20 protein-coding genes are annotated in these 24,225 nt (G+C 68.8%); 16 read left to right on the top strand and 4 right to left on the bottom strand.

From position 1 onward, the window contains the following. Positions 1-122: 122 nt before the first annotated feature. Entirely contained in the window at positions 123-1,157 is a 1,035-nt protein-coding gene (locus DL990_RS12945; protein ID WP_125798790.1) for a lytic polysaccharide monooxygenase, read from the top strand. Positions 1,158-1,175: 18 nt separating this feature from the next. Here the strand turns inward: DL990_RS12945 and DL990_RS12950 are convergent, their stop codons facing one another. After that, complete coding sequence (locus DL990_RS12950; protein WP_125798791.1) at positions 1,176-1,715, bottom strand: hypothetical protein; 540 nt, start codon at positions 1,713-1,715, stop codon at positions 1,176-1,178. Between the two features lie 95 nt (positions 1,716-1,810). Here DL990_RS12950 and DL990_RS12955 point away from each other — a divergent pair, with 95 nt between their 5' ends. Further along, a complete protein-coding gene (locus DL990_RS12955; protein WP_233620454.1) occupies positions 1,811-4,705 on the top strand; it encodes a glycoside hydrolase family 48 protein in 2,895 nt (964 codons plus the stop codon). A gap of 447 nt (positions 4,706-5,152) precedes the next feature. Here the strand turns inward: DL990_RS12955 and DL990_RS12960 are convergent, their stop codons facing one another. Both DL990_RS12960 and DL990_RS12965 read right to left on the bottom strand, forming a co-directional pair. After that, positions 5,153-7,447 carry a beta-glucosidase gene (locus DL990_RS12960; protein WP_125781358.1) on the bottom strand — a complete coding sequence of 765 codons (2,295 nt, stop codon included), beginning with the start codon at positions 7,445-7,447 and terminating at the stop codon, positions 5,153-5,155. Next, positions 7,444-8,478 (bottom strand): LacI family DNA-binding transcriptional regulator, encoded by a 1,035-nt coding sequence (locus DL990_RS12965; protein ID WP_125781356.1) that lies wholly within the window; start codon positions 8,476-8,478, stop codon positions 7,444-7,446. Before DL990_RS12965 ends, DL990_RS12960 begins: the two co-directional genes overlap by 4 nt. Before the next feature lie 133 nt (positions 8,479-8,611). Here DL990_RS12965 and DL990_RS12970 point away from each other — a divergent pair, with 133 nt between their 5' ends. Genes DL990_RS12970 through DL990_RS12985 form a run of 4 tightly spaced genes read left to right on the top strand, consistent with a single transcriptional unit; the run spans position 8,612 to position 12,735 of the window. Continuing rightward, the gene (locus tag DL990_RS12970; protein ID WP_125798793.1) at positions 8,612-9,904 is read left to right on the top strand and encodes an ABC transporter substrate-binding protein; all 1,293 of its coding nucleotides are present in this window, start codon (positions 8,612-8,614) and stop codon (positions 9,902-9,904) included. After that, complete coding sequence (locus tag DL990_RS12975) at positions 9,901-10,866, top strand: carbohydrate ABC transporter permease (protein ID WP_125781352.1); 966 nt, start codon at positions 9,901-9,903, stop codon at positions 10,864-10,866. The genes DL990_RS12970 and DL990_RS12975 overlap by 4 nt, the downstream gene beginning before the upstream one ends. Then, entirely contained in the window at positions 10,866-11,684 is an 819-nt protein-coding gene (locus tag DL990_RS12980) for a carbohydrate ABC transporter permease (RefSeq protein ID WP_125781350.1), read from the top strand. Before DL990_RS12975 ends, DL990_RS12980 begins: the two co-directional genes overlap by 1 nt. Before the next feature lie 52 nt (positions 11,685-11,736). Beyond that, a complete protein-coding gene (locus tag DL990_RS12985) occupies positions 11,737-12,735 on the top strand; it encodes an endo-1,4-beta-xylanase (RefSeq protein ID WP_125798794.1) in 999 nt (332 codons plus the stop codon). Between the two features lie 36 nt (positions 12,736-12,771). Here DL990_RS12985 and bluB read toward each other — a convergent pair whose 3' ends face one another. Then, on the bottom strand, positions 12,772-13,425 hold the full coding sequence (gene bluB / locus DL990_RS12990) for a 5,6-dimethylbenzimidazole synthase (RefSeq protein WP_125781348.1): 654 nt from the start codon (positions 13,423-13,425) through the stop codon (positions 12,772-12,774). A gap of 104 nt (positions 13,426-13,529) precedes the next feature. On the opposite strand from bluB, the gene DL990_RS12995 reads away from it, so the two are divergent. The 10 genes from DL990_RS12995 to DL990_RS13040 all read left to right on the top strand — a co-directional run bounded on the left by DL990_RS12995 (position 13,530) and on the right by DL990_RS13040 (position 24,062). Next, positions 13,530-16,535, top strand: a complete 3,006-nt coding sequence (locus DL990_RS12995) for a tetratricopeptide repeat protein (RefSeq protein ID WP_125798795.1) — start codon at positions 13,530-13,532, stop codon at positions 16,533-16,535. Positions 16,536-16,662: 127 nt separating this feature from the next. Next, positions 16,663-17,109 carry a hypothetical protein gene (locus DL990_RS13000; RefSeq protein ID WP_125781345.1) on the top strand — a complete coding sequence of 149 codons (447 nt, stop codon included), beginning with the start codon at positions 16,663-16,665 and terminating at the stop codon, positions 17,107-17,109. Between the two features lie 236 nt (positions 17,110-17,345). Further along, positions 17,346-17,732 (top strand): hypothetical protein, encoded by a 387-nt coding sequence (locus DL990_RS13005; protein WP_125798796.1) that lies wholly within the window; start codon positions 17,346-17,348, stop codon positions 17,730-17,732. A gap of 51 nt (positions 17,733-17,783) precedes the next feature. Further along, entirely contained in the window at positions 17,784-19,259 is a 1,476-nt protein-coding gene (locus DL990_RS13010; RefSeq protein WP_125798797.1) for a putative T7SS-secreted protein, read from the top strand. Positions 19,260-19,304: 45 nt separating this feature from the next. Further along, positions 19,305-19,805 (top strand): hypothetical protein, encoded by a 501-nt coding sequence (locus DL990_RS13015; RefSeq protein ID WP_125781339.1) that lies wholly within the window; start codon positions 19,305-19,307, stop codon positions 19,803-19,805. Then, positions 19,802-20,284, top strand: coding sequence for a YbaB/EbfC family nucleoid-associated protein (locus DL990_RS13020; RefSeq protein ID WP_125781337.1), 483 nt, complete (start codon positions 19,802-19,804; stop codon positions 20,282-20,284). Before DL990_RS13015 ends, DL990_RS13020 begins: the two co-directional genes overlap by 4 nt. A gap of 63 nt (positions 20,285-20,347) precedes the next feature. Next, complete coding sequence (locus tag DL990_RS13025; protein WP_125781335.1) at positions 20,348-21,442, top strand: sensor histidine kinase; 1,095 nt, start codon at positions 20,348-20,350, stop codon at positions 21,440-21,442. Then, positions 21,430-22,545, top strand: a complete 1,116-nt coding sequence (locus DL990_RS13030) for a hypothetical protein (RefSeq protein ID WP_125781333.1) — start codon at positions 21,430-21,432, stop codon at positions 22,543-22,545. Before DL990_RS13025 ends, DL990_RS13030 begins: the two co-directional genes overlap by 13 nt. Continuing rightward, entirely contained in the window at positions 22,524-23,198 is a 675-nt protein-coding gene (locus DL990_RS13035; RefSeq protein ID WP_125798798.1) for a response regulator transcription factor, read from the top strand. Before DL990_RS13030 ends, DL990_RS13035 begins: the two co-directional genes overlap by 22 nt. A gap of 153 nt (positions 23,199-23,351) precedes the next feature. After that, a complete protein-coding gene (locus tag DL990_RS13040) occupies positions 23,352-24,062 on the top strand; it encodes a hypothetical protein (RefSeq protein ID WP_125781329.1) in 711 nt (236 codons plus the stop codon). Positions 24,063-24,225 lie beyond the last annotated feature (163 nt).

Genomic DNA, 24,225 nt, shown 5'->3' on the forward strand with positions numbered 1-24,225 from the left:
ATGTCAAGCCATTCTCACTCGTTCGGCCTGTGTCGCCGTTATTCGAGTCGCGCTATGGTGCCAACGACTGGGAGCGCTCCCAGTATGGTCGGAAAGAAGGCGCTATGCGACACGGAAAGGCAATGACCGCGATGCTGGCCGTCGTCACGACGATGGCGGCCTGCCTCGTGACCGCGACCCTGAACGCACCACCGGCGTCGGCACACGGCGCGATGATGAAACCGGGCAGCAGGACTTTCTTCTGCTGGCAGGACGGATTGACCCCGCAGGGCAACATCGTGCCGAAGAACTCGGCCTGTAAGGCGGCCGTGGGGCAAAGCGGGGAGAACTCGCTCTACAACTGGTTCTCCGTGCTCCGTTCGGACGGCGCGGGCCGGACCAAGGGATTCATCCCGGACGGGAAACTCTGCTCGGGCGGGAATCCGAGTTTCGCGGGCTACGACCGCACCGGGAACTGGCCGATGACGCATCTGACGGCGGGCGCGTCGTTCGGCTTCTCCTACAACGCGTGGGCCGCCCACCCCGGCTGGTTCTACCTGTACGTGACCAAGGACGGATACGACCCCGGCCGCGAACTGCGTTGGGACGACCTCGAGGAGCAGCCTTTCCTCACGGCAGACCATCCGCAGGTGAGCGGCAACGTCGGCAGCGTCGACGGCCAGTACAAGTGGACCGGGAACTTCCCGTCGGCCAAGTCGGGCAAGCACGTCGTCTACTCGGTGTGGAAGCGATCCGACAGCGCCGAGACGTTCTACGGTTGCTCCGACGTCGTGTTCGACGGCGGCAACGGCGAGGTCACGGGCGTCGGCGTGGTCGACGATCCGCCCGATCCCGGCGAGCCGCCGAACGGAGCGTGCACGGCCACGTTGGCGAAGACCGGCAGCTGGAACGGTGGCTACCAAGCGGAAGTGACCGTCACCAATCCGGGCACGGCGCCGCTGTCCGGCTGGCGGGTCGGCTGGACCGTCCCGGCGGGGGAGACGATCACGAGCGTCTGGAACGGCACACTCGCCATGGACGGTGCCGGCACTCGCGCCACCGTCCGAAACGCGGAGTGGAACGGGTCGATATCGGCGGGTACCACCCGTTCGTTCGGCTTGACCGCCACCGCGACGGGGAGTGCCGCCACTCCGGAGCTCACCTGCTCCAGCCCGTAGCGTCCGGGGGACCACGGCTCAGTGGTGCCCGTGCTCCGGGTTGGCGAACACGCATCCCGCGACGTCGGCGGGAACCTGATGCACTCGAGGATCGAGGGAGCCGCATCTGAAGTAGTACAGTCCCAGCTCACCGACGCCGAGAAATCCCGCGGAGATCGCGAACCCGTTACCGAAGGCGAAGGCCGGTCCGTCGGCGATCCGGCCCGCCGTCATCGCCGCATGCCAGGATTCCTGGAAGCGCCGCTGCTCGTCGCCAGTGAACAGGAAGAGTCCGACGACCGGGAATTCCGGGGAAACCCGGCAGGTGGCCCATTCGGACACATGCGGCTGAAAGCGGGCGGCGATGTCCGGCCCGACGAACGTGCGCAGCTCCGCGGGATCCCGGCGGGAAACGTCGGCGCAATCGCCTGCGTTGTCACGGATCCAATCGACAAGATCGTCCATTGTGGTCAATCGAGTGCCGAGCGCCTCGGCGCCGGCGGTGGCCTTCGGCGCCGGTGCGGAACAGCCCGCGAGTATTCCGGCGGAGATCAGCAAAGTGGTGGCGAGTCGCCTCATGCTTTTCAGCTCTACTCCGAAAAACGCCGGATCACAACAGAGGAGGACCTGTGAGATCACGACCACCGGCGCGCTCGATGAGAGCGCGTCCCAGTATGGCACTGGCCACCACAGTGGCACTCGCGGCAGCGGTCACGGCCGGTGCCGTACCCACGGCCGCGGCGGCCGACGTGTCCTGTACGACAACGTACAAAGTCAGCAGTGAGTGGGACAACGGCTTCGGTGCGACGGTGGCGATCCGCAACGAAGGCGCCGACGTCATCCCCGATTGGAATCTGACCTGGACCTTCGCCGACGGACAGCGGATCACCCAGCTGTGGAACGGCACGTACACGCAGTCCGGTGGCGCGGTGAGCGTCCGCGGCGCGGACTGGCAGCGTGCGATCAACCTCGGCGCTACCGTGCAATTCGGCTTCAACGCGGGGAAGAGCGGGGCCGCGAACCGGTCGCCGGTCGACTTCAAGGTCAACGGCATCAGTTGCGCCGGTCCGAACACCGGCCCGGTGGTGCGGCTCACGAAGCCGGTGAACAACGCGACCTTCGCCGTGCCGTCGCCGATCGAACTGGCCGCGTCCGCCAGTGACAGCGACGGTTCGGTGTCGTCGGTGGAGTTCTACGCCGGGACCACCCGGCTCGGCGCCGACACCAGCGCCCCGTTCGAGTACACGTGGACCGGCGCGACCGCGGGGGAGTATTCGGTCACCGCGCGGGCGATCGACAACCTCGGCGCGGCAACGGTTTCCGCGCCGGTCGCGGTGCGGGTGCTGGCGGCGCCGTCTGTCGTCGCCACCCCGTCGACCGTTCGCGTCCGGCAGGGGACCTCGGCCACCGTGGACGTGAAACTCGCGACTCCGCCGACAGGCCCGGTCACGCTGAACGTGGCACGCACGACGGGCAGCGCCGATCTCACGGCCACGCCTGCGACCCTCACTTTCGACCAGAACAGCTGGAACACGGCGAAACCGGTGACGATCGCCTCCGCCGCGAACGGCGGCGCACTCGCCACCGCCGCGTTCTCGATCACCGGATCCGGCCTCACCGCGGCCACGCTCGACGTGGCGGAGATCGACGCGTCCGCCTCGGACTACCGTGCCGCCTTCCTCCAGCAGTATCACAAGATCAAGGACGCGGACAGCGGCTACTTCCGGAATTTCGACGGCCTGCTCGTGCCGTACCACTCGGTGGAGACGCTGCTGGTCGAGGCTCCGGACCACGGTCACCAGACCACGTCCGAGGCGTTCAGTTACTACCTGTGGCTCGAAGCCGCGTACGGACAGCTCGAAGGTGACTGGACGCCGTTCAACCAGGCGTGGGCGTCGATGGAGAAGTTCATCATCCCTGCGCATGTCGACCAGCCCACCAACGACAAGTACAACGCCGCAGACCCGGCGACTTACGCGCCCGAGCATCCGAGGATGGACCGGTACCCGGCGGTGCTGGACGGCAACGTCCCGGTCGGGTCCGACCCGATCGCGGGTGAACTGCGCGCTGCCTACGGCACGTCGGACGTCTACGGCATGCATTGGCTGCTGGACGTCGACAACACCTACGGCTTCGGCCGCTGTGGTGACGGCACCACCGCACCCGCGTACATCAACACCTACCAGCGCGGGTCCAGCGAGTCGGTGTGGGAGACCATCCCGCAGCCTTCCTGCGACACGTTCGCGCACGGCGGGCCGAACGGGTTCCTCGATCTGTTCACCAAGGACTCCAGCTATGCAAAACAGTGGAAGTACACCAACGCGCCCGACGCCGACGCGCGTGCCGTACAGGTGGCGCACCTCGCCAACCAGTGGGCGACCGCGCAGGGCAAAGGGGCCGCGGTGGCCGATGTGGTGAAGAAGGCGTCGAAGATGGGCGACTATCTGCGGTACGCCATGTTCGACAAGTACTTCAAGAAGATCGGCGACTGTGTCGGCCCGAGCACCTGCCCGGCGGGCAGCGGCAAGAACAGCTCGCACTACCTCATGTCGTGGTACTACGCGTGGGGTGGGGCGACCGACACGTCCGCCGGCTGGGCGTGGCGGATCGGTGACGGCGCGGCGCACCAGGGCTACCAGAACCCGCTCGCCGCGCACGCGCTCGCCAACGACCCGGCACTGAAGCCGGTCTCGGCGACCGGCGCGGCGGACTGGGCGGAAAGCCTGGACCGGCAACTGGAGTTCCTGCAATGGTTGCAGTCCGCCGACGGTGGCATCGCGGGCGGCGCGACGAACAGCTGGGACGGCCAGTACGCCGCGCCGCCCGCGGGCTCCTCGACGTTCTACGGGATGTACTACGACCAGCAGCCCGTCTGGCACGACCCGCCGTCCAACAGGTGGTTCGGGTTCCAGGCGTGGGGTCTGGAGCGGGTCGCCGCGCTGTACCAGCTGACCGGCGACGAACGGGCGAAACGGATCCTCGACAAGTGGGTGCCGTGGGCGATCGCGAACACGACGGTCGGCTCCGGCGGGGAGTTCCGGATCCCGTCCGACCTGGAATGGACCGGCAAACCCGATACGTGGAACCCGGCCACGCCGGGGACCAACGCGAACCTGCGGGTCCGGGTGCTGAACCACAGTCAGGACGTCGGCGTCGCGGCGTCGTACTCGAAGATCCTGCTGAACTACGCCGCCCGGTCCGGAAACGCGGAGGCGCGGACGGTCGGCGAGGGGCTCCTCGACGCGATGCTCGCGCACACGGACTCGATCGGCATCGCGGTCCCGGAAACGCGGACGGACTACAACCGGTTCGACGACGAGTACGACTCGGCCACTGGTGAAGGTGTGTACGTGCCGCAAGGCTGGACCGGGACGATGCCCAACGGCGACCCCCTGGCCGCGGGCGCGGACTTCCTGTCCATCCGGTCGTTCTACCGGGACGACCCGCAGTGGCCGAAGGTACAGTCCTATCTGGACGGTGGGGCCGCGCCGACGTTCACCTACCACCGGTTCTGGGCGCAGGCGGAGATCGCGACCGCGTTCTCGCTGCACGTACAGCTGTTCGGCTGAGCTCTCCGGCAGGCACGGCTCTTGAGGCCGGTGGGTGAGGTACCTAGTGCGGCGGTCCGGAAGGACACCTTGAGTCTCAGTAGCACCACCAGCCATAATCGGAGCGCGTGAAGGCCCCCTTCCCTCGGCTCAGCCGAGGAAACTCGACCTTCACACCTTGCCGAGGTACATGAAGGACCCCTTCCTTGCGCCTAGGTACAGGAAGGGGTCCTTCATGTACAGCCCGAGCCGGAGCAGACCCGCTCACCTGACCCAGGCTTAAACCCTCGTGTCCGGCCAGGACAGGGGTTGCGAAAGCCACTTTCGCAACCTTCAACGTTGCGAAAGTGGCTTTCGCAACACCTCCGGCGAGGCTTCTGGTGACCGTTGGATTTCGGAAGCGTCCTTCGCCTCATCAGACGCAGCGAAGGGAGCCTTCACCCCACCGCCCCACAAACCCCGCCCGGCTCAGGCGAAATCCGGTGCCATGACCCGGTCGAAGCCGACCTCGCGGCGAGGGCCGGTCAACGTGCGGGGGACGGCCGTGACGATCCGGGCACTCGACGTCCCGATCCGCAGTTCGACGTCGCCGGGTTCGACGATCCGCTTGCCAGCCCGTCCGGTGTAGGACGTCAGGTCGGCGTGCAGCCCGATCTCGACCACCTCGGTCGCGCCGGGGGCCAGGTCGACCCGCTTGGCCGCGATCAGCTGCTGGACCGGGCGGGCGACCTCCGCGACCGGGTCGTGCAGGTAGATCTGGACGACCTCCGTCGTGGTGCGGTCGCCGTCGTTGCTCAGCGTCACCCGAACCCGGCAGAGGCCGTCCGTCGGCCACGTGGGATCCGGCGTCGTGACGTCGTCCCAGCGGACGGCGCCGTAGGAAAGCCCGTGCCCGAACGGGAACAGCGGTGTCGGGTCCACCGTGCTGACCTCGCTGCGCAGCCCGAGCGGCGCCGTGAGATACGTCGACGGCTGGGACGCTTCCTCGCCGGGGAAGCCGACGGGGAGCCTGCCGGAAGGGTTGATCCGTCCACTGAGGACACCGGCGAGCGCGGCCGCGCCCTCTTCCCCGGGGTAGAAACCGCATACGATCGCGGCGAGACGGCCGGCCTGCCGTGACAGTTCGTACGGCCGTCCACAAAGGAGTATCAGGATCACCGGCGTCCCGGTCGAGAGCAAGGCCTCGAGGAGCTCTTCCTGTCGTCCCGGCAGCTTGAGGTCCGAGGCGTCGCATCCCTCGCCCGAGGTGCCGCCGCCGAACAGACCGGCGCGGTCGCCGAGGACGGCGACGCAGATCTCCGCCTCCTCGGCCGCGGCGACGGCTTCGGCGATGTCCGAGTCCTCGCCGCCGACCACGGGGCAACCGAGCGCGTGGATGACGTCGTGGTCGTCGCGGAGCGCGTCGAGCACGGTCGGAACCGCCACCCCGAACGGCACTTCCGGATGATGCACGCCGACGTGCATCGGGAACGAGTAGCAGCCGAGCATCGCGCCGGGATCGTGCGCTCGCGGCCCGACCACGGCGATCCGGCGGCCGGGGGAGAGCGGGAGTGCGCCGTCGTTGCGCAGCAGCACGATCGAGCGTTCGGCGATTTCCCTCGCCAGCGCGCGGGATTCCGGATCATCGAGGTCGATCTCGTCCGGCACCTCCGGCACCCAGTCCTCATCGAGGAGGCCGAGTTCGCATTTCTGCCGTAGCACCCGTTCGAGGGCGCGGTCGACGACGGCGGCATCGACCGCGCCCTGTTCCACCGCGGCGAGCAGCGGCTCGCCGTAGCAGTCCACAGTGGGCAGTTCCACGTCGATCCCGGCGGTCAGCGCCTGCGCGGCGGCCTCACCGCGATCGGCCGCGACGCCGTGCAGTTTGTACAGGAACGATACGGAGAAGTAGTCCGCGACCACGGTTCCGTCGAAGCCGTAGGTGTCGCGCAGCAGGCCGGTGAGCAACGCCGGATCCGCGGCGGCGGGGACGCCGTCGTTGTCGATGTAGGCGTTCATCACGGATCGGGCGCCCGCGCGCAACGCCATCTCGAACGGCGGCAGCAGGACGTCGGCCAGTTCCCTGGGGCCGACCGACACCGGCGCGAGGTTACGGCCGGCGCGTGAAGCCGAGTACCCGGCGAAATGTTTCAGCGTCGCGATCACGCCGGCGGATTCGAGCCCGGCCACGTAGGCGGCGCCGATCGTCCCGACCAGCTGCGGATCCTCGCCGATGGTCTCCTCGACCCGGCCCCAGCGCAGGTCACGGGCGACGTCGAGGACCGGCGCGAGTCCTTGGTGGACACCCAGCCGTCGCATCGTGCCGCCGATCCGCGCCCCCATGCGGTACACGAGATCCGGGTCGAAACTCGCTCCCCAGCACAGCGGGGACGGGTAGACCGTTGCCTGCCAGGCGGCGAGACCGGTGAGCGTCTCCTCGTGGACCAGCGCCGGGATACCGAACCGGCCGCTCCCGACGATCTCCCGCTGGGAGCGCGCCAGGCTGCGCGCGCCGATCACCGGATCGACGGGCCGCGTGCCGTACACCCTGGTCAGCTGCCCGATGCCGTGCCGCACCAGTTCGTCCCAGTCCAGTTCCGCGTCGGCGAAGTCGTGCTGGTGCGGGGCCATCTCGCCGCCGGAGTCGATGCCGACCCAGACGCCGTACAGCTGGGCGAGCTTCTCCCGCAAGGTCATCCGGTCCATCAGCGCGCGGACGCGATCGGCGGGATCCGCGGTGGTGTCCTGCCAGGGCCGGGGTGAAGCGCTGGGCTGCGTGGTCAAGGCCGTCCGCCCTTCGTCGTGGTTCCGAGTGCACGCGTCGAGCGGCGCACCACGAGACCCGTGGACAGGGTGATGTGGGTTTCCTTCTCGGGTTCCCCGCTGATCAGCGAGATCAGGAGGGTGATGGCGCGGTGGCCCATCTCGCGGATGGGCTGGTCCACCGTGGTCAGCGGCGGGGTGCAGAGCGCGGACTCGGGGACGTTGTCGAAACCGACCACCGACAGGTCGTCCGGTACGGACAAGCCGAGTTCCGCGGCGGCCCCGACGGTCGCGATCGCCGAGATGTCGTTGGCGGCGAACACCGCCGTCGGCCGGTCCGCGCTGGTCAGCAGTTCGCGGGCGGACCGGGCGGAGATCTCCGGATCGTAGGCGCCGAGCCGGATCAGGTCCTCGTCGATCGGGACACCGGCGGCGGTGAGCGCCCGCAAGTACCCGGTTTTGCGCAGCTCGGCCGATTCGAGATCCGGCCGTCCGGAGAGGAAGCCGATCCGGCGGTGGCCGAGTTCCAGCAGATGCTCGGTCGCCAGCTGGGCACCGCGCAGGTTGTCGGAATCGATGGTGGGCACCGTCGAGGGGCCGGTGTGCGGATCGACCGCGACCACCGGCGTTCCGGGCACGGCCTCCAGCGAAGCCACCGGGGTGACCAGTACCGCGCCGTCGACCAGCGTGCCGGAAAGCCTTGAGAGATAACGCTTTTCCCAGCCCGATGGATCACCGGTCCGGCCGCCTGCCGAGTAGACGACGAGTTCGTAGCCGGTGCCTCGGATGGCGTCCGCCGCACCCTTGAGCAGTTCGGTGGAGAACGGTTCGAGGTCGGCGACCAGGATCCCGATCACGTTCGTCTTGTGGTTGCGCAGGCTCTGGGCGACCAGGCTCGCCTCGTAGCCGAGTTCGTCGATCACCGCACGGACCTTCGCGAGGGTCGCGGCGGCGACGCCGTAGCGGTCGTTGATCACTTTGGACACCGTGGCCACGGAGACGCCGGCACGGGCCGCGACGTCACGGATCGTGACCCTCGAACTGGGCTGCATACGGTCAGACTAGCCATGTAAAACGTTATCGACAACGATTGACATCGGAATTTCAGGCGCGCAAACTCATCGCCAGTCCGGGCGCAGTCACGCCCCGTCCTACTCGGCCGAAGTCGTCAGGAGTGGACTCACCATGCTTTCGAACCGCCGAATCCCCGCCGCCGCCGCGCTGGCGGCGGCCGTCCCGCTCGCGCTCGCCGGCTGCTCAGGGGGCGCCGAGACCGCGGCCGAGCCCAGCGGTCCGGTCACCCTCACCTGGTGGCACAACGGCACCACCGACCCGATCAAATCGATCTGGGCCCAGGTCGTCGCCGACTACCAGAAGGCGCATCCCGAGGTGACGATCAAGGGGCAGCCGCTGCAGAACGAGGAGTTCACCACCAAGGTCCCGCTCGCCCTGCAGTCGAACGAACCGCCGGACGTCTACCAGTCGTGGGGCGGCGGTGAGCTGGCCTCACAGGCCACCTCGGGCAAGGTCGCGGACCTGACCGGCCCGGCCGGGGAATGGCTCTCCTCGGTGGGCAAACTCGCCGAGAGCTGGCAGGTCGACGGCAAGCAGTACGGGATCCCGTGGGAGCAGCACTTCGTCGGTTTCTGGTACCGCAAGGACCTTTTCGCGCAGGCGGGCGTCACCGCGCCGCCGTCCACTTTGGATGAACTCAACACCGCCGTCGTCAAGCTGAAGCAGGCGGGTCTCACGCCGATCGCGGTCGGGGGCAAGGATCGCTGGCCGGACGCGTTCTACTGGAACTACTTCGCGCTGCGGGCCTGCTCGGCGGACACGCTGAAGCAGTCGGTCAAAGCGGTGAAACTCGAGGATCCCTGCTGGACCAAGGCCGGCCGCGATCTGCAAGCGTTCCTGGCGACCCAGCCGTTCCAACCGGGTTTCACCGGCACACCGGCGCAGCAGGGCGCGGGCAGTTCGGCCGGGCTGCTGGCCAACGGCAAGGCGGCGATGGAACTTCAGGGCGACTGGGAGCCCGGTACGATGTCCTCGCTCACCGAGGACAAGGACCTCGACTCGAAGGTCGGCTGGTTCCCGTTCCCGTCGGTTCCCGGCGGGCAAGGTGATCCCGCCGCGGTGCTCGGCGGTGGAGACGGTTTCTCCTGTACCACCCGCGCGGCCAAGGCGTGCGCGGACTTCCTGCGGTACCTCGGCAGCGAGCCGGTGCAGAACCAGCTCGCGGCGAAGGGCGCCGGGCTGCCGATGACCGCGTCGGCGGCGAAGTCCCTCAAGACCGAGTCGCTGAAGACCGTCTTCGACTACGGGCAGAAGGCGCCGTACCTGCAGATGTACTTCGACAAGGCGTTCCCGACCGCGGTGGGGGCCGCGCTCAACGACGCCGTGGCGAACTTCTTCGCCGGACAAGGCACCCCGGAAGGCATCGTCGACGCGGTGAACAAGGCCGCGGCGGGCGACAAGTGACGGCGACGGCCACGCGGGTGCGGGCGGCGGCGCGGCCGCCCGCACCCGCGGTCCGGGTACGGGCGCCGGGAGCGCGCAAGAAGCTGGAACTGACGTTCCTGCTCGGGCCGGCGCTGGTGCTGTTCGCCGGGTTCGTGCTGGTCCCGATCGGGATCGCGGCGTTCTACAGCCTCTACGAGTGGAACGGTTTCGGCCCGCTGGACGATTTCGTCGGCCTCGGCAACTACACCGACGCCCTGTCCGGCTCGGTGTTCCAGGGTGCCATCGGGCACAACCTGATCATCGCGGGACTGTCCCTCGTGATCCAGCTGCCGCTGTCGATCGGGCTCGCGTTGCTGCTCAACCGTAAACTGCGCGGGCGTGCCGTCCTCCGCGCGCTCGTGTTCGCGCCCTACGTGCTGTCGGAGGCGATCACCGCGGTGATCTGGCTGCTGATGTTGCAGCCGGACGGTTTCGTGGACCAGATGCTGCGCGGGATCGGCCTCGGCGGGCTGGTCCAGCACTGGCTCGCCGACCCGGGGATCGTGCTCTACACCCTGTTCGCGGTGATCACCTGGAAGTACATCGGCTTCGGCATCATCCTGCTGCTCGCCGGGCTCCAGGGTGTGCCGTCCGAACTGCGGGAAGCGGCCGCGCTCGACGGCGCGTCGGCCTGGCAGACCACCCGGCACGTGGTGCTGCCGCTGCTGGGTCCGACCATCCGGATCTGGGTGTTCCTGTCGGTGATCGGCTCGCTGCAGCTGTTCGACCTGGTGTGGATCATGACCCTCGGCGGTCCCGCCGACTCGTCGGCGACGATGGCGACGTACCTGGTCGACCACGGGTTCAAACGCTACGAGTTCGGCTTCGGCAGCGCGGTCGCGGTGATCCTGTTCGTGATCTGCTTCGTGTTCGCGTTGCTGTACCAGCGGTTCGCGTTGCGCCGTGACACCGACGGCGCGCTGACCAGGATGGTGGACTGATGCGCCGCGCCGGGACGCCGATCGGCTATGTCGCCGCGATCGCCGTCCTCGGGATCACCGTGGTGCCACTGCTGTTCGTGGTGCTGGGCGGATTCCGCACCACCGCCCAGATCAACGCCTCGCCTGCCGGCCTGCCCGGCCCGTGGGTGTGGGACAACTACGCGGCGATCCTCGGCTCGTCGTCGTTCTGGACGTTCCTGGGGAACAGCGCGCTGATCGCGGTGATCGCCACGGCGCTGACCGTGGCACTGGGATCGATGGCCGCGTATGCCTTGTCCCGCTACACCTTCAAGGGCCGCGAGGGTTTCTACACCCTGTTCACGCTCGGCCTGTTGTTCCCGCTCGGCGTGGCGACCTTGCCGCTGTACCTGTGGTTGCGTCAGCTGGGGATGCTGGAGAGCTTCTGGGGCGTGGCGATCCCGGAAGCGGCGTTCTCGCTCCCGGTCACCATCGTGATCCTGCGGCCGTTCATGCGGGCGATCCCCGGTGAGATCGAGGACGCCGCCGTCCTCGACGGCGCGAGCAGGCTCGGTTTCTTCTGGCGGATCCTGCTGCCGCTGTCCGCGCCCGCGCTGACCACCGTCGCCGTGCTCGCGTTCGTGACCAGCTGGAACTTCTATCTGCTGCCTTTGCTGGTGTTCAACGACTCCGCGAACTTCACGCTGCCGCTCGGCGTCGCGACGTTCCAATCCCAGTACTCCCAGGACACCGCGCGTGTGCTCGCGTTCACCGCGCTGTCGATGATCCCCGCGCTCGCGTTCTTCGTGCTCGCCGAACGGCGCATCGTCGGCGGGCTGACCGGATCGGTGAAGGGCTGACTTCAAGCTCGCTCGGAAAGTTTCGCGATCGACCGGAACAGGAGTGATGACAATGAAAGCGTTCTCGGCAACGGTGGCCGTACTGGCGGGAGTGGCCCTTTTGCAGGCGCCTCCGGCGTCGGCGGCCGGCCCGTTGAAGGACATCACGAATCGCTACGTCGGCAGCGCCGTCGCGGCGAACCACCTGGCGAACGAAGCGGATTACCGTTCCGTGCTCACTCGCGAATTCGACAACGTCACCCCGGAGAACGAGATGAAATGGGGTGTGGTCGAGGCGAACCGCGGTCAGTACAACTGGTCGGGCGCGGACGCGATCGTCGACTACGCCCAGCGGAACGGCAAATCCGTCCGCGGGCACACGCTCGTCTGGCACAGCCAGCTGCCCGGCTGGGTGAACAACCTCGCCGCCGGCGAGCTGCGGTCGGTGACGCAACGGCACATAGCCGCGGAAATGGGCCGCTACCGGGGAAAGATCCGCGCTTGGGACGTCGTGAACGAGATGTTCAACGACGACGGTACCCGCCGTTCCTCGGTGTTCCAGCAGAAACTGGGCGACGGCTACGTCGCGGACGCGTTCCGGTGGGCACGGGCGGCGGATCCCTCGGCCAAGCTGTACATCAACGACTACAACACCGAAGGCCTCAACGCGAAGAGCGATGCCCTGTACAACCTGGTCCGGACGCTGAAGCAGCAAGGCGTGCCGATCGACGGCGTCGGTTTCCAGGCGCACCTCGCGACGCAGTACGGCTTCCCCGGCGGCTATCAGGCGAACCTCGCCCGCTTCGCCGCGCTGGGCGTCGACGTCGCCATCACCGAGGCCGACGTCCGCATCCCGATGCCCGCCGACACCACGAAGCTGAACACCCAGGCGAGCTACTTCAAGCAGCTCTGGGACGGTTGCCACGCCGTCGCGCGCTGCGTGGAATTCACGACCTGGGGCTTCACCGATCGCCACTCGTGGGTGCCGGACACGTTCCCCGGACAGGGCGCGGCCTGCCTGTTCGACTCGAACCTGCGGCCGAAGCCGGCGTACGGCCGGATCAACCCCTGAGCCGGGTCTCGTGACCATGACCAGGGGACCACCTGATCAGGCGAGCTCGGCGTTCGCGTACCGCTCGTAGTGGAGCACGGCACTGAGCGGGAGACGTTCCCGCCAGCCGTGCCGCTCCAGATCGGGAATCGACGGCAGGTCGCGCACCGGGCCGACGCACAACCACGCCACCGGGCGGATGTTCTCCGGCAGGCCGACGAGTTCGCCCAGGAACTCTTCCCGGTAGAAGCTGACCCAGCCGAGTCCGAGCCCTTCGGCGGTCGCGGCCAGCCAGAGGTTTTGGATGGCCAGGCACACCGAGTACAGGCCGGCGTCGGCGATGGCGTGCCTGCCCAGCACCGCGGGTGCCCCGCGTGACGGGTCGTACCCGACCACGATGCCGACGGCAGCCTCCACGATGCCCTCGATCTTGATCCGCGCGAAGGTACGGGCACGCTCGGCGTCCAGCTGGCCCGCGAACACCTCCCGTTCGGTTCGCACGTGCTCCCGGAACTTCTCTCGAACGTCCATATCGGACACGACGATGAAGTCCCACGGTTGTGACAGGCCGACACTCGGCGCCGCGTGAGCCGCGCTCAGCACGCGATGCAGTACGTCGTCCGGAATCGGGGCTCCGGTGAACTCGGCCCTGGTGTCCCGCCGTTGGAAGATCGTCTCGTACAGCAAGTGCTCGCCCGTGTCCCGCGTCATGGGCTAGATCGTGCCTCGCCGGATCGGAGCCCCGTCGGCCAGGGCGCCAGGACAGGCCAAGGTGGACAAACCGCCCTCGGGCGGGTGCGACAGACTGGTGCCCGTTGGCTGACAGAGGGGCGGACGCGGTGGAGTTCCAGGTGCTGGGGCCGGTACGGGTTCGAGGGGCCGGGCGTGCGCACGCGTTGTCGGGACGGTTGCAGAGCATCCTGCTCGGCGTGCTGCTCGTGCGGGCCAACCAGCCGGTGCCGGTGGACACCCTGACCGGTGCGTTGTGGGGAGACAAGCCGGACCCGCGCTCCGAACAGCGGTTGCAGCTGCACGTCCACCGGTTGCGGGGTGTGCTCGCGGAGCCGGACCGGTTGTCGTTCGGCGCGGCGGGCTACCGGCTGCGGGTGCTGCCGGGAGAGCTGGATTCGGAGCGGTTCGCGTCGCGGTTCGAGGAGGCACGAACGATCGCGGACGAGGAGCCGCAGCGGGCGGTCGAGTTGCTGCGCGAGGCGCTGGGTCTGTGGCACGCCGATCCGTTCCGCGACGTGGAGGTCCCCCTCCTCGCCGACTGGGCACAGGGGCTCGTCGAGCTCCGATCGGTCGCACTGGAGACGCTTTACCAGGCGGAGCTCGCCTGCGGGCTGAACGCGGCGATCATCGGCGAACTGACCGAGCTGGTGCGCCGGTATCCGGTGCGGGAGCGGCTGCACGGGCTGCTCATGAGCGCCCTGTATCGCGCGGGGCGGCGGGCCGACGCGCTGGATGCCTACCGCACGGCACGGGACACCCTCGTCGAGGAACTCGGCGTGGAACCGGGGCCCGAGTTGCGTGAGCTGCATCGGCGGCTGCTCGCGGGGGAGAGGCTGGGGCCTGCCGAGAAGACGTCCTCCGCTCCCGCTCAGTTGCCGATGGACGTGCGCGAGTTCGTGGGCCGCGACGCCGAGCTCGCGGAGCTCGACGGCCTCCTCTTCGCCGGGGAGGCCGCGGTGATCTCGGTCGTCGCCGGAACCGCCGGGGTGGGGAAGACGGCGCTGGCCGTGCGGTGGGGGCACCGGACGCGGGAGCGGTTCCCCGACGGTCAGCTGTATGTCGACTTGCGTGGTTACGGCCCCGACCAGCCCGTCTCGCCGGAAGACGCGTTGGGAGGCTTCCTGCGCGCGCTGGATTTGGACGGCGCGGCGATTCCGCAGGACCTCGCCGAACGCGCCGCGCGGTTTCGCACCCTGGTCGCCCGGCGGCGGATGTTGATCGTGCTGGACAACGCCCGGACGGTGGAGCAGCTGCGGCCCTTGTTGCCCGGCAGCCCGTCGTGCTTCGTGGTGGTCACCAGCCGCGACGCGTTGGCGGGCCTCGTCGCTCGCGAGGGGGCCCGGCGGCTCGATCTCGACAGGCTGTCGAGCGAGGACGCGCGCGGGCTGCTGCGCGAGCTGCTCGGCGACCGGGTGGCCGCCGAACCTGCCGCCGCGAGGGAACTGGTGGAGCGGTGCGCCCGGCTGCCACTGGCGCTGCGGATCACCGCCGAGCTGATCCGGTCGCGGCCCGCCCGTGGTCTCGGCGAGTTCGTCGACGAGCTCGCTGGACGGCAGAGCCCGCTCGATCTGCTGGACGTGGACGGTGACCCGCAGACCGCCGTCCGCGCGGTCTTCTCGTGGTCGTATCGGCGACTGGACGCGTCGGTGGCCCGGATGTTCCGGCTTCTCGGCCTGCACCCCGGGCATGACACGGACGACAGGGCGGCGGCGGCCCTCGCCGGGACCGGCGGGTGGGAGACGCGCCGGATGCTGGACGTGCTGCGGCGGGCACACCTCGTGGACCAACCTTCCGACGGCCGCTACCAGCCCCACGACCTGCTGCGGGCGTATGCCGCCGAACTCGCGGAAGCCACCGACAGTGCCGACGAACGCGAAGCCGCGTTGAGCAGGCTGCTCGACCATTACGTGTCCACGGCTTCGGCCGCGATGGACGTCGTCGCGCCGGACGACTACGCCCAGCGGCCGAAGGCGTCGGAGTTCCCCGGCGAAGCGCCGCTGTTCTCGACCTACGACCACGCCTGGCGCTGGCTCGACGCCGAGCGGGCCAACCTGCTCGAAGCCGGACGGCACGGCGGACCGGCGAGCGTGATCCATGTGTCGGAGACCGTGTGGCGTTACCTCGACACCGGCGGCTACTACGACGACGCCGCGGCTCTGCACGGTCGCGCGCTCGACGCCGCCCGTGACCTGGGGAGCGAACGCGCGGAAGCGAACGCGCGGCGCGTACTCGGCGTCACGATGTCCCGCCTTGGCCGGGACCGCGAAGCGATCGACCATCTCGAGTGGGCGCTGGCCGCGTTCCAGCGCGTCGGGGATCAGGAGTTCCAGGCCGCGACACTGAGCTTTCTCGGCTGCGTGTACGGGAAGAGGGGCGAGCTGGAGGAGGCCCGGCGCAGATTCGAGCGGGCGCTCGTGCTGACCGAACGCGGCGGCAGCGGCTACCTGCACTGCGCGGTCCGGATCAATCACTCCCGGAACCTGTTGAGCCTCGGCCGGGCCGAGGAGGCCAGGCACCATCTCGACGCGGTGTTCGCCTTGCGTGAGGACGACCGCGACAAGTACATCGAATGCAACGCGGTCAACCTGCTGGCCAGGGTGTTCGTCCACCTCGGACAGAACGAGGCTGCCTTCGAGCACGCTCGCCGTTGCCTTGCCCTCGCCAGGGAAGCGGGTTTCCGCACGCAAGAAGCGGATTCCCTGGGGTTCCTCGGCGTGGTGTACCGGCGAAGGGGCGACCTCGAGCGGGCCTTGCGCCACCACGAAGAAGCGGTGGCGCTCGCTCGTGCCGTCGGCGACACGGAACTGATCGCCGAGGCACTCAACGCGCTGGGCACCACCCACGCGGCCGCCGGCCGCTCCGCCGAGGCCCTCCATCGGCACGGCGAAGCACTGGCCGTGGCCACCGAAGCGGGCCACGGCGAACAGTTGGCTCACGCCAACGCGGGCATCGGCGATGTCCACGCCGAACTGGGCGAACACGACCATGCCCGGCGGCACTGGCTTCAGGTGCTCGCCTTCTACCGCGACCTCGACGTCCCCCAAGCCGCCGAAACGAGGACGAAGCTCGGCAAACTCGGCCTCGGCTGACTTTCTTCGCCATGAAAGCGGGATGAAAGTCCTGCCCGCATCCTTCGAAGCACGCGAGTGGCCGACCCGGCACCACGGTCGACGAAGGGGAACATCGATGCAGCTAACGCGAAGAGGTCTCACGGGGTTGACAGCGACGATCGCTGTCGTTCTCGGGCTCGGCCTGGCGACCGCAGGGCCCGCCGCGGCCGCGGACGGCACTTGGAAGGCCTACGGGAACACGAATCCGATCACCGCCAGCGCCAGCGACTGGACGTGCGGAACCACAGTGACCGTCTCCACCTCCGTGCTCGCGCAGACCTGCATGGTGGTGTCGCCGAGCAGGGCCTCCATGCAGGGCGCGGTGATCGTGCGCAACAACCGATCCGGCGTCTTCGACACGAACGCGTCAGTGGCTCTGTTCAGGCCGTCCGGGCATCAGGTGATGGACACCTGGAAGTGCCGGGAGTCCGGAGTGGGACCGAAGTCGTGGTCGGTGTGCTTCGGGCAGACCATCACCAATCCCGGCCCGACCCGCGCCGAAGGGACCGTGGACTATCGGGAGATCCCGGGTTCGCCGATGAGCGGAAGCTGAAGTGACGCGTTTCCGAGTCACCACCGGTGTCCCGGCCTCAACGGCCGGGGCACCGGTTTCTCGGCGTAATCGCCGCACGCAGGTGGCCTTGTCGGGTGTTCACCTGACATTCCGAGGATTCTTTTCATTGTAAGGTCTCCGGTCGATCGGCCGAATAAAACAGATCACTTTCGAGGGAACCGGTCAGCGAATTCCGACATCGGAGTCGGTGAAATCATGAATATGGTGACGGGGGCGTGAACATGACTTACGGGTTCGGTGCGGTATTCGATGATCTGCACCAGACGGCAAGCAGGATCTCCGACGTCGTCACGGTCGTCGACTCCCTGCCGTGGAACGGTCCGAGCGGGGACTACGGGAATTCCGGCGTGCAGGCAGGCTGGGATCGATTCATCGAAAACGCGAAGGTGTATGTCGATGGACTGCGGGGCAAGGCAACCGAGCATGGCGACCTGGTGCGCACCGCGGCCGGCCGGTACCAGGTGTCGGAGCAGGAATCGGAACAGGCGTTGTCCCGGCTGGGCGGCCTGCTCGACGGTTTCGCCGGTGATCCGGCCGCGGCCATCGGACCGGGGATCGGTGGCGTGGCCGGTGGCGGAATCGCGGCGCGGCTCAACCCCTGACGTATCCGGTGACAACGCGCGGTAAAAGAACTTCGAAGGGATGTACTGCTGATGGCGGTTCAGCTGGGGGAGACCACCGATCCGAGGGAACTGGTTCCCGGTCAGCCGGAATCGATCGCCGATGACCTTCGCCGGTTGGTCGGCAATATCGAACTGGTCGGCGGGGCAGGGGACGGTCTACAGGGTATCGATCCAAGGGAGTGGACCGGTGAGGGTGCCAACTCCTTTCGTGACGCGTTCGGCGCCGCGATACCCGAATGGTTCCGGGCCGTGGATTTCCTCGGCCGGAATGGTGAGACACTCGCCGACTTCGGCGACACACTGACCTGGGCACAAGGTGAGGCGCAGCGCGCGATCGAAATGTTCACCGAGGCGCAGGCCGCGAGCAGGACTGCGCTGGAGCAGTTCACCGGGCTGGCGCGGCAGGCGGTGGAAGCGGGGCAGTCGATCGGGCTGTTCCAGGATCCGGGGGCGGGGCTCGCGCAGGAGGCCCGGTCGATCCTGGACGCCGCGCGGGAGGCGGTGGCCTCGACCGGCGGCTCGGTCGCGCAGGCGTTCGGGATGGGCGGCGACGGTGTCTCGCTCGCGACCACGGTGGGCAACTTCGCCGCGATGGCGTTCGGGATGGACTCCGACGGCGAGGGCGGCTATTCGACGGACCTCCCCGGAGGCGGCCCGTTCGGTGCCGACGACCGGCAGACGGAGCGGGTCTTCAACCCCGAGACCGGCGAGTACGAGGACGTGGACCCCGGCGGGTGGCAGCGGAACGGCCTCAACAGCAGCTACGCCAACGAATACGGCGACGCGGACGCCGATCTCGTGGATCTCCAGGCCATCGCCGAGGCCGCCGGCATCGATGTGACCGAGGTGGGCTGGGAACGTGAGGCGGCCGCGGCGCTGCGCGAGGGCAGCATCGATGGTGAATTCGACAACGGCTCGGTCTCCGGGAGCGGCACGCTTTCGGGGTCGGTGCTCAGCGCCAGTGCCGGTGCGAGCGGGACCGCGAGCTGGCTCGGAGCGAGCGGTGCCGCCCACGCGGAGGCCTATCTGGCCCAGGGTCATGCCGAAGGCGAGCTGAACTTCGGTGAGCACGCCGGCGTTTCGGGCAGTGCGGACGTCATGGTCGGCGCCGAGGCATCGGCCGAGGGGAACATCAGCTGGACGGGGGCGGAGGGCAGCGCCGAAGCCTTCGCCGGGATCAAGGCGGGCGGTGACGTCAGCGCCGAGGCGGCAGGCCTGGGAGCCGGTGCGAACGGCGAGGTATGGGTCGGTGTCGGCGCGGAGGCCAGCGGGCAGTTCGGCATGGGGGAGGACGGCAAGTTCCATGTCGGCGCGTCGCTCGGCGCCGCGCTCGGCGTCGGTGGCAGTGTCGGTTTCGACGTGTCCGTCGATCCCGCCGAGGTCGCCGACACCGTCGCCGACGTGTCCGATGACGTCGCCGATGTCGCGTCGGACGTCGCCGACGGGCTCTCCGACGCCGCCGGCGCCGCCGGCGACGCATGGGGCTCGGTCAATGACTGGCTCTAGGATCGAACGAATACCCGTCCGGGAAAACACAGAGACGGAGACAACATGGTAGCCACCCTTCCCGTGCCGATCGAGTTCTCGCTTCCCGCGGGCTGGCTGTCGGCGCCGCCGGACGAGGTCGGCGCGGGCGGCAGCGCCTTCGTCGCGCTGCATCCGCCTGCCAGCGCGGGATTCACCGCCAACATCACGATCGCCGGCGAGATCCGGGAGTCGTACATCCCGCTCGCGCACGTCGCCGACGAGGCGGTGGAAACGCTGCGGCGGACCGACCCCGATGTGCGGCTGGGCAAGCGAAAGGAGTCCGGATCGCCGGAGAACCCGGGGCTGACCCAGTCCGTCCGGCTGTCGACGGTGCTCGACGGCCGCCGCCTGGATGTCGTGCAACTGCAGGTCTTCCTCGGCATGTGGGACAAGCGCGACCCGCGTCGGCGGGCCGTTCTGCACGTCGTGCTCAGCGCGCTCCCGGAGCAGTTCGACCAGGTCGCCGAGGACTTCCAGAAGTTCGTGTCGACCATCCGCCCCGAGGAAGGCGAGCACACACGATGAGCGAATACGCCAGGCGATTGCTCAGCCGGATAGAAGCTATCGACAACGCGAACGCCGACAACCGCCGGCGCGCCGAGGCCTACCAGCGGATGGAAGGCGAGCTGCAGACCGTCGAGGGCACCGCCACTTCACCGGACGGACTGGTCACCGTGGTCGCGAGCGCGGCGGGGGAGGTCACCGGCCTCACCTTCGGCGATCGTGCGCGCACCATCGAGCCGCTGGCGCTGTCGGCCACGGTCATGCACACGATCGCCGCGGCGCGAGCGGACGCCGCGCGACGGCAGGCCGAGGTGGTCCGTCGTGGTCTCGGTGACACCAGCCTGCTGGACAAAGTGCTCGACGAGGACCGGAAGTTGTTCGGCGATCAGCGGCCACCCGAACCGGGAAAGCCGCCGCGAAGGCGGGACGACGACGAGTTCTTCGGGGAATTCCAGCTGTACCGGGGTGGCAGGCGTCATTCGAGAACCGGCACTGCCTGACCTTGGGGCCGGTAAGGTCACCCGGGCGAGGGATGTCGGGTTCGACGGTGGGCGAGGTAGCGGGTGACGGGGGAGGCCGGGCGGCTGCTGAACGGTTTCGGGCACCGTTACGCCGTCGCCGTACGTGTCGCGACTTTGCCGCCCATCGCGGCGATCGGTCTGCTGAGAAGCTCGTCCGCGGAGTTCGCGGGCACGGTGGCGGTGGTCGCCGCCGCGGTGGTCTGGACCTGTGCGCGGGGATGGTGGCTGCGGCGGGCCCCGATCGGCGTGGACGTGGCGGTCCTGCTGGGTCTGTGTCTCACCGTGTTCTGTACCGGCGCCGAGGCGGACGGCAACACCGGCTGGCTTCGGCTCCTGGTCATTTTCGCGTGTGTGACCTGGCAGTGGCACACCACGCCGCTGACCGGTGCCCTCGCGGCGCTGATCACCGGCGGCGGGATGCTCGTCATCTTCGCCGCCGCCGGGCTCAACCTGAGTGCGTCGCAGTTGTGGGTGCCGGTGATGGCCGCGATGTCCAGGGTGGCCTGGGTGCTGGTCACCCGCGCCGCCGAACGTGCCGATCGGATGGCGGCCGAGGCCGAACGGGCGCGGCGGGAGGCCGCCGTGGCGGCCGCCGTCCGCGCCGAGGAACGTGAACTCGCGAACTCACTGCACGACACCGCGGCCACCACCTTGTTGATGGTCGGCCTCGGTCAGGTTCCCCCGGACGCGAAGTGGCTGGCCCCACAGGCACACCGCGACCTGGCCCGGCTGAGTTTCGTCCACGACGGGCGGACAGCGCCGGAGACCGACCTCGTCGAGACGCTCGGCGCGGATCTCGGCACCGGCCACCTCACCGTCGAGCTGGACGTACCGCCGCGGCTGCCGCTGCCGTCCGACGTCGCCGGTGCGATCGCCGGAGCGGTCCGGGAGGCGCTCAACAATGTGCGCCGTCATGCGGGGACCGACCGGGCAAGGGTCAGGCTGCGCGGCGACACCCGGTCGGTACTCGCCGAAATCTCCGACGAGGGAAAGGGATTCGACGCCGGCGACAGCGTGCCGTCGCGGCGCGGCCTGCGGGAATCCGTGCACGGCCGGATGGACCGGGTCGGCGGCACGGCGACGATCACGTCGGCCGAAGGGGCGGGCACGATGGTTCGGCTGGAGTGGTCGTCATAAGCGACGACGAAGCGACCCAGGAACAGCTGAGGCACGGACTGCGGATCGCCGTGCTGGTCGTCGCGGTGCTGACGGTCGACGTGCTCGGGCTGACCAATCTGGTGCGGGGACTGAGATCCCACGACCTGCCGGCGGCCCAGTTCACCGCACTCGCCGCGCTGACCGCGGTGCTGGCCGTCGAGCTGGTGCTGGTCGTGCGGCGGCGGCCATGGGGAGTGTCGAGGTGGCCCGCCGTCGCCGTCGTGCTGGCCACGTCCACGCTGGCGTACCTGACGTTGCCTGACGGGAAGACGGCGACCACTGTGGACTGGTTGTTCGGAGCGGCCAACTGGGTCGGCATCGTCGTCCTGCTCGATCGTCCTTTCCGGACGATGCTGGCCTTCCTGCTGACGCACGAGTCGCTCGCGCTGGCGAACCTGCTGTTGTTCCACGACGTGAGCCGGTCGGTGCTGGCGCGGTTCGCCACGGGTTCCGTGACGGTGTTCGGCCTTCCGCTGTGCGTCGCCGTGGTCGCGGCCGTGCTGGGCCGGATCGGTGCACAGGCGGCCAAGGCAACCCGGGAACTGGAACGGGTGCGCACCGCGGAAGCCGTCGCGGCGGGCGCGCACAGTCGTCGCACACAGCGATTCGCCGAGCTCGCCGACACGACCATGCCGTTGCTCGCAGGACTGGCGGACGGCTCGTTCGCGCCTTCGGATCCCATGGTGCGGCGGGGATGCGCGATCGAAGCGGCCCGGATGCGCCGGCTGTTCGCCGAAACCGACACGGTGGAGAACCCGCTGCTGCATGAGCTGCGGCATTGCGCGGACATCGCCGATCGCAAAGGTGTCGAGGTCGAGTTGGACGTGCGCGGCCACTGGCCCGTGCCGCCGGTGGCCGTCCGGCGAGACCTCACCGACGCCGCTTTGACCGCACTGGCGACGGCAGGCTCCTGGGCGCGGGTCACCGTGGTCGGAAGCGCGGATCTGGTGTCGGTCAACGTGGTCGCGGACTGTGCCGAGCCGATCGTGTCCACAGCGAGAACCCCGGACGTGCGGATCGAGATCTTCGACGGTGACGGAACAGTGTGGATGGAGGCCCAATGGCAGCCGACGGAGAGCTGATCACGGCGGTGATCGTGGACGATCACGCGGCGATCGCGGCGGGCGTACGGTACTGGTGTGAGCAGGCGGATCCGCCGATCGGGCTCGTCGGCGCCGGCGACCGGCTCGGCGATGTGTGGACCGGCCCCGGCGCCGCCGCCGACGTGGTGATCTTCGACCTCGAACTGGTGCCCCGCAAACCGGACTTCGGCGAACTCCGCCGTCTGGTCGAGAGCGGACGCCGCGTGGTCGTGTACTCGCAGCACGCGGACAACGCCACCGCGATCAAATGCATCGACCTCGGCGCGCTCGCGTACTTGACCAAACGTGAGGGCCCGGAGCATCTCGTGCCCGCTATCCGGGCGGTCGCCGACGGACAGGCCTACACGGGGCCGTCGCTCTCGGGCGCGCTCGCCGCGGACGACGCCCCGGGCAGGCCACGCCTGTCCCCACGGGAAGTCGAGGTACTGCGGGCATGGTTCGCCGCCTCCTCCAAGGAACTCGTCGCCGCGAAACTCCACATCACCGTCAAAACCGTCGACACGCACATCACCCGGGTGCGGGTGAAATACGCGGGCGTCGGACGCGACGCCCGCACCAAGAGCGAACTCGTCACCCGGGCACTCGACGACGGTGTCATCACGCTAGCCGAACTCAACGAGGCGTCGGTGTAAGGCGTTCACCCGACAGCACCGGGGCCGCGACCGGACTAACGTCGCCGGAGCAGGGGACGCCGCGGGCATTCGGTGTTGAGGGGCACTGAATGCCCGCGGCCCTTCGCCGCGACCAGGAGCGCGTCGCTCCGAGGAAGACGTTCGAGGAGTTCGATGAGTCAGCCCGGTCCGCCAGGGTCGTATCCGGGGCAGCAGTACCACCAGCCCTATCTTCAGCAGGGTGGGGGCTGGGGCCGGCAACCGCCGCCACGCAAGAAGAAGACCGGGCTGCTGATCACGATGCTGGCACTGGGCACCGTCATGGTGCTCGGGCTGGCTTTCGGCGGATACTGGTTCTTCATCAGGAAAAGCGACTCGGACGGGCCACCGCCGGTGGACGCCTCACAGGACCTGGCGAAGGCGCCGATCGGTTGTGCGCTCTTCGACAAGGGCGAGGTGGCTCCCTACATCCCCGGACGGACCGAGTTCAAGGCGCTTTCGGGCGACACCACGTCGGACTCCGTGGCGCAGGGGCAATGCCTCTGGGGGAACACCGACACCTTCCTCAAGGACAAGGTCCGGGCGGCGCACGTGATCGTCACCAGCTACGTCTATCGCGCCACCCGCACGAAGTCGGGCGTGGACGCCGCGACGGAACACCTGAAGCGCCGGGTCCGGAACGGGGCTTCGGTGAACGTGAAGGACGCCGATGAGGCCTTGGTCGTCGAGCAGGGAAAACGCGGCCACTCGGTGGCGGTCACGGCGCGGTACCGCAATGTCGTCTACCACGTCGACTACACCAACCAGACCGATGGCGCGCCGGTCAAGGACGGGGTGACCGCCTTGGCCACCGCCGCCATCGGGAAGGTGGCACCGAAGGGCTGAGGCCGGTGAGCTGATCCGTCGCCTCGCGTGCTCAGGTCGCGGAAGTCCAGCGCGTCACCGGCCTCGAACTGAGGTCCGCCTGGCTCAGCCAATGTCCACAGTGGACAAGCTGAGCATCCACGACACGCCTGCCCGCGCTCGCCCATCGTGGGGCGCGGTGTCA

The sequence above is a fragment of the Amycolatopsis sp. WAC 01416 genome (assembly GCF_003947485.1).
Taxonomy (GTDB): Bacteria; Actinomycetota; Actinomycetes; order Mycobacteriales; family Pseudonocardiaceae; genus Amycolatopsis.

Coding starts and splice junctions, on each gene's coding strand:
- DL990_RS12945 (WP_125798790.1), top strand. CDS start 123: ATGACCGCGATGCTGGCCGTCGTCACGACGATGGCGGCCTGCCTCGTG.
- DL990_RS12950 (WP_125798791.1), bottom strand. CDS start 1,715: ATGAGGCGACTCGCCACCACTTTGCTGATCTCCGCCGGAATACTCGCG.
- DL990_RS12955 (WP_233620454.1), top strand. CDS start 1,811: ATGGCACTGGCCACCACAGTGGCACTCGCGGCAGCGGTCACGGCCGGT.
- DL990_RS12965 (WP_125781356.1), bottom strand. CDS start 8,478: ATGCAGCCCAGTTCGAGGGTCACGATCCGTGACGTCGCGGCCCGTGCC.
- DL990_RS12970 (WP_125798793.1), top strand. CDS start 8,612: ATGCTTTCGAACCGCCGAATCCCCGCCGCCGCCGCGCTGGCGGCGGCC.
- DL990_RS12980 (WP_125781350.1), top strand. CDS start 10,866: ATGCGCCGCGCCGGGACGCCGATCGGCTATGTCGCCGCGATCGCCGTC.
- DL990_RS12985 (WP_125798794.1), top strand. CDS start 11,737: ATGAAAGCGTTCTCGGCAACGGTGGCCGTACTGGCGGGAGTGGCCCTT.
- bluB (WP_125781348.1), bottom strand. CDS start 13,425: ATGACGCGGGACACGGGCGAGCACTTGCTGTACGAGACGATCTTCCAA.
- DL990_RS13010 (WP_125798797.1), top strand. CDS start 17,784: ATGGCGGTTCAGCTGGGGGAGACCACCGATCCGAGGGAACTGGTTCCC.
- DL990_RS13015 (WP_125781339.1), top strand. CDS start 19,305: ATGGTAGCCACCCTTCCCGTGCCGATCGAGTTCTCGCTTCCCGCGGGC.
- DL990_RS13020 (WP_125781337.1), top strand. CDS start 19,802: ATGAGCGAATACGCCAGGCGATTGCTCAGCCGGATAGAAGCTATCGAC.
- DL990_RS13035 (WP_125798798.1), top strand. CDS start 22,524: ATGGCAGCCGACGGAGAGCTGATCACGGCGGTGATCGTGGACGATCAC.
- DL990_RS13040 (WP_125781329.1), top strand. CDS start 23,352: ATGAGTCAGCCCGGTCCGCCAGGGTCGTATCCGGGGCAGCAGTACCAC.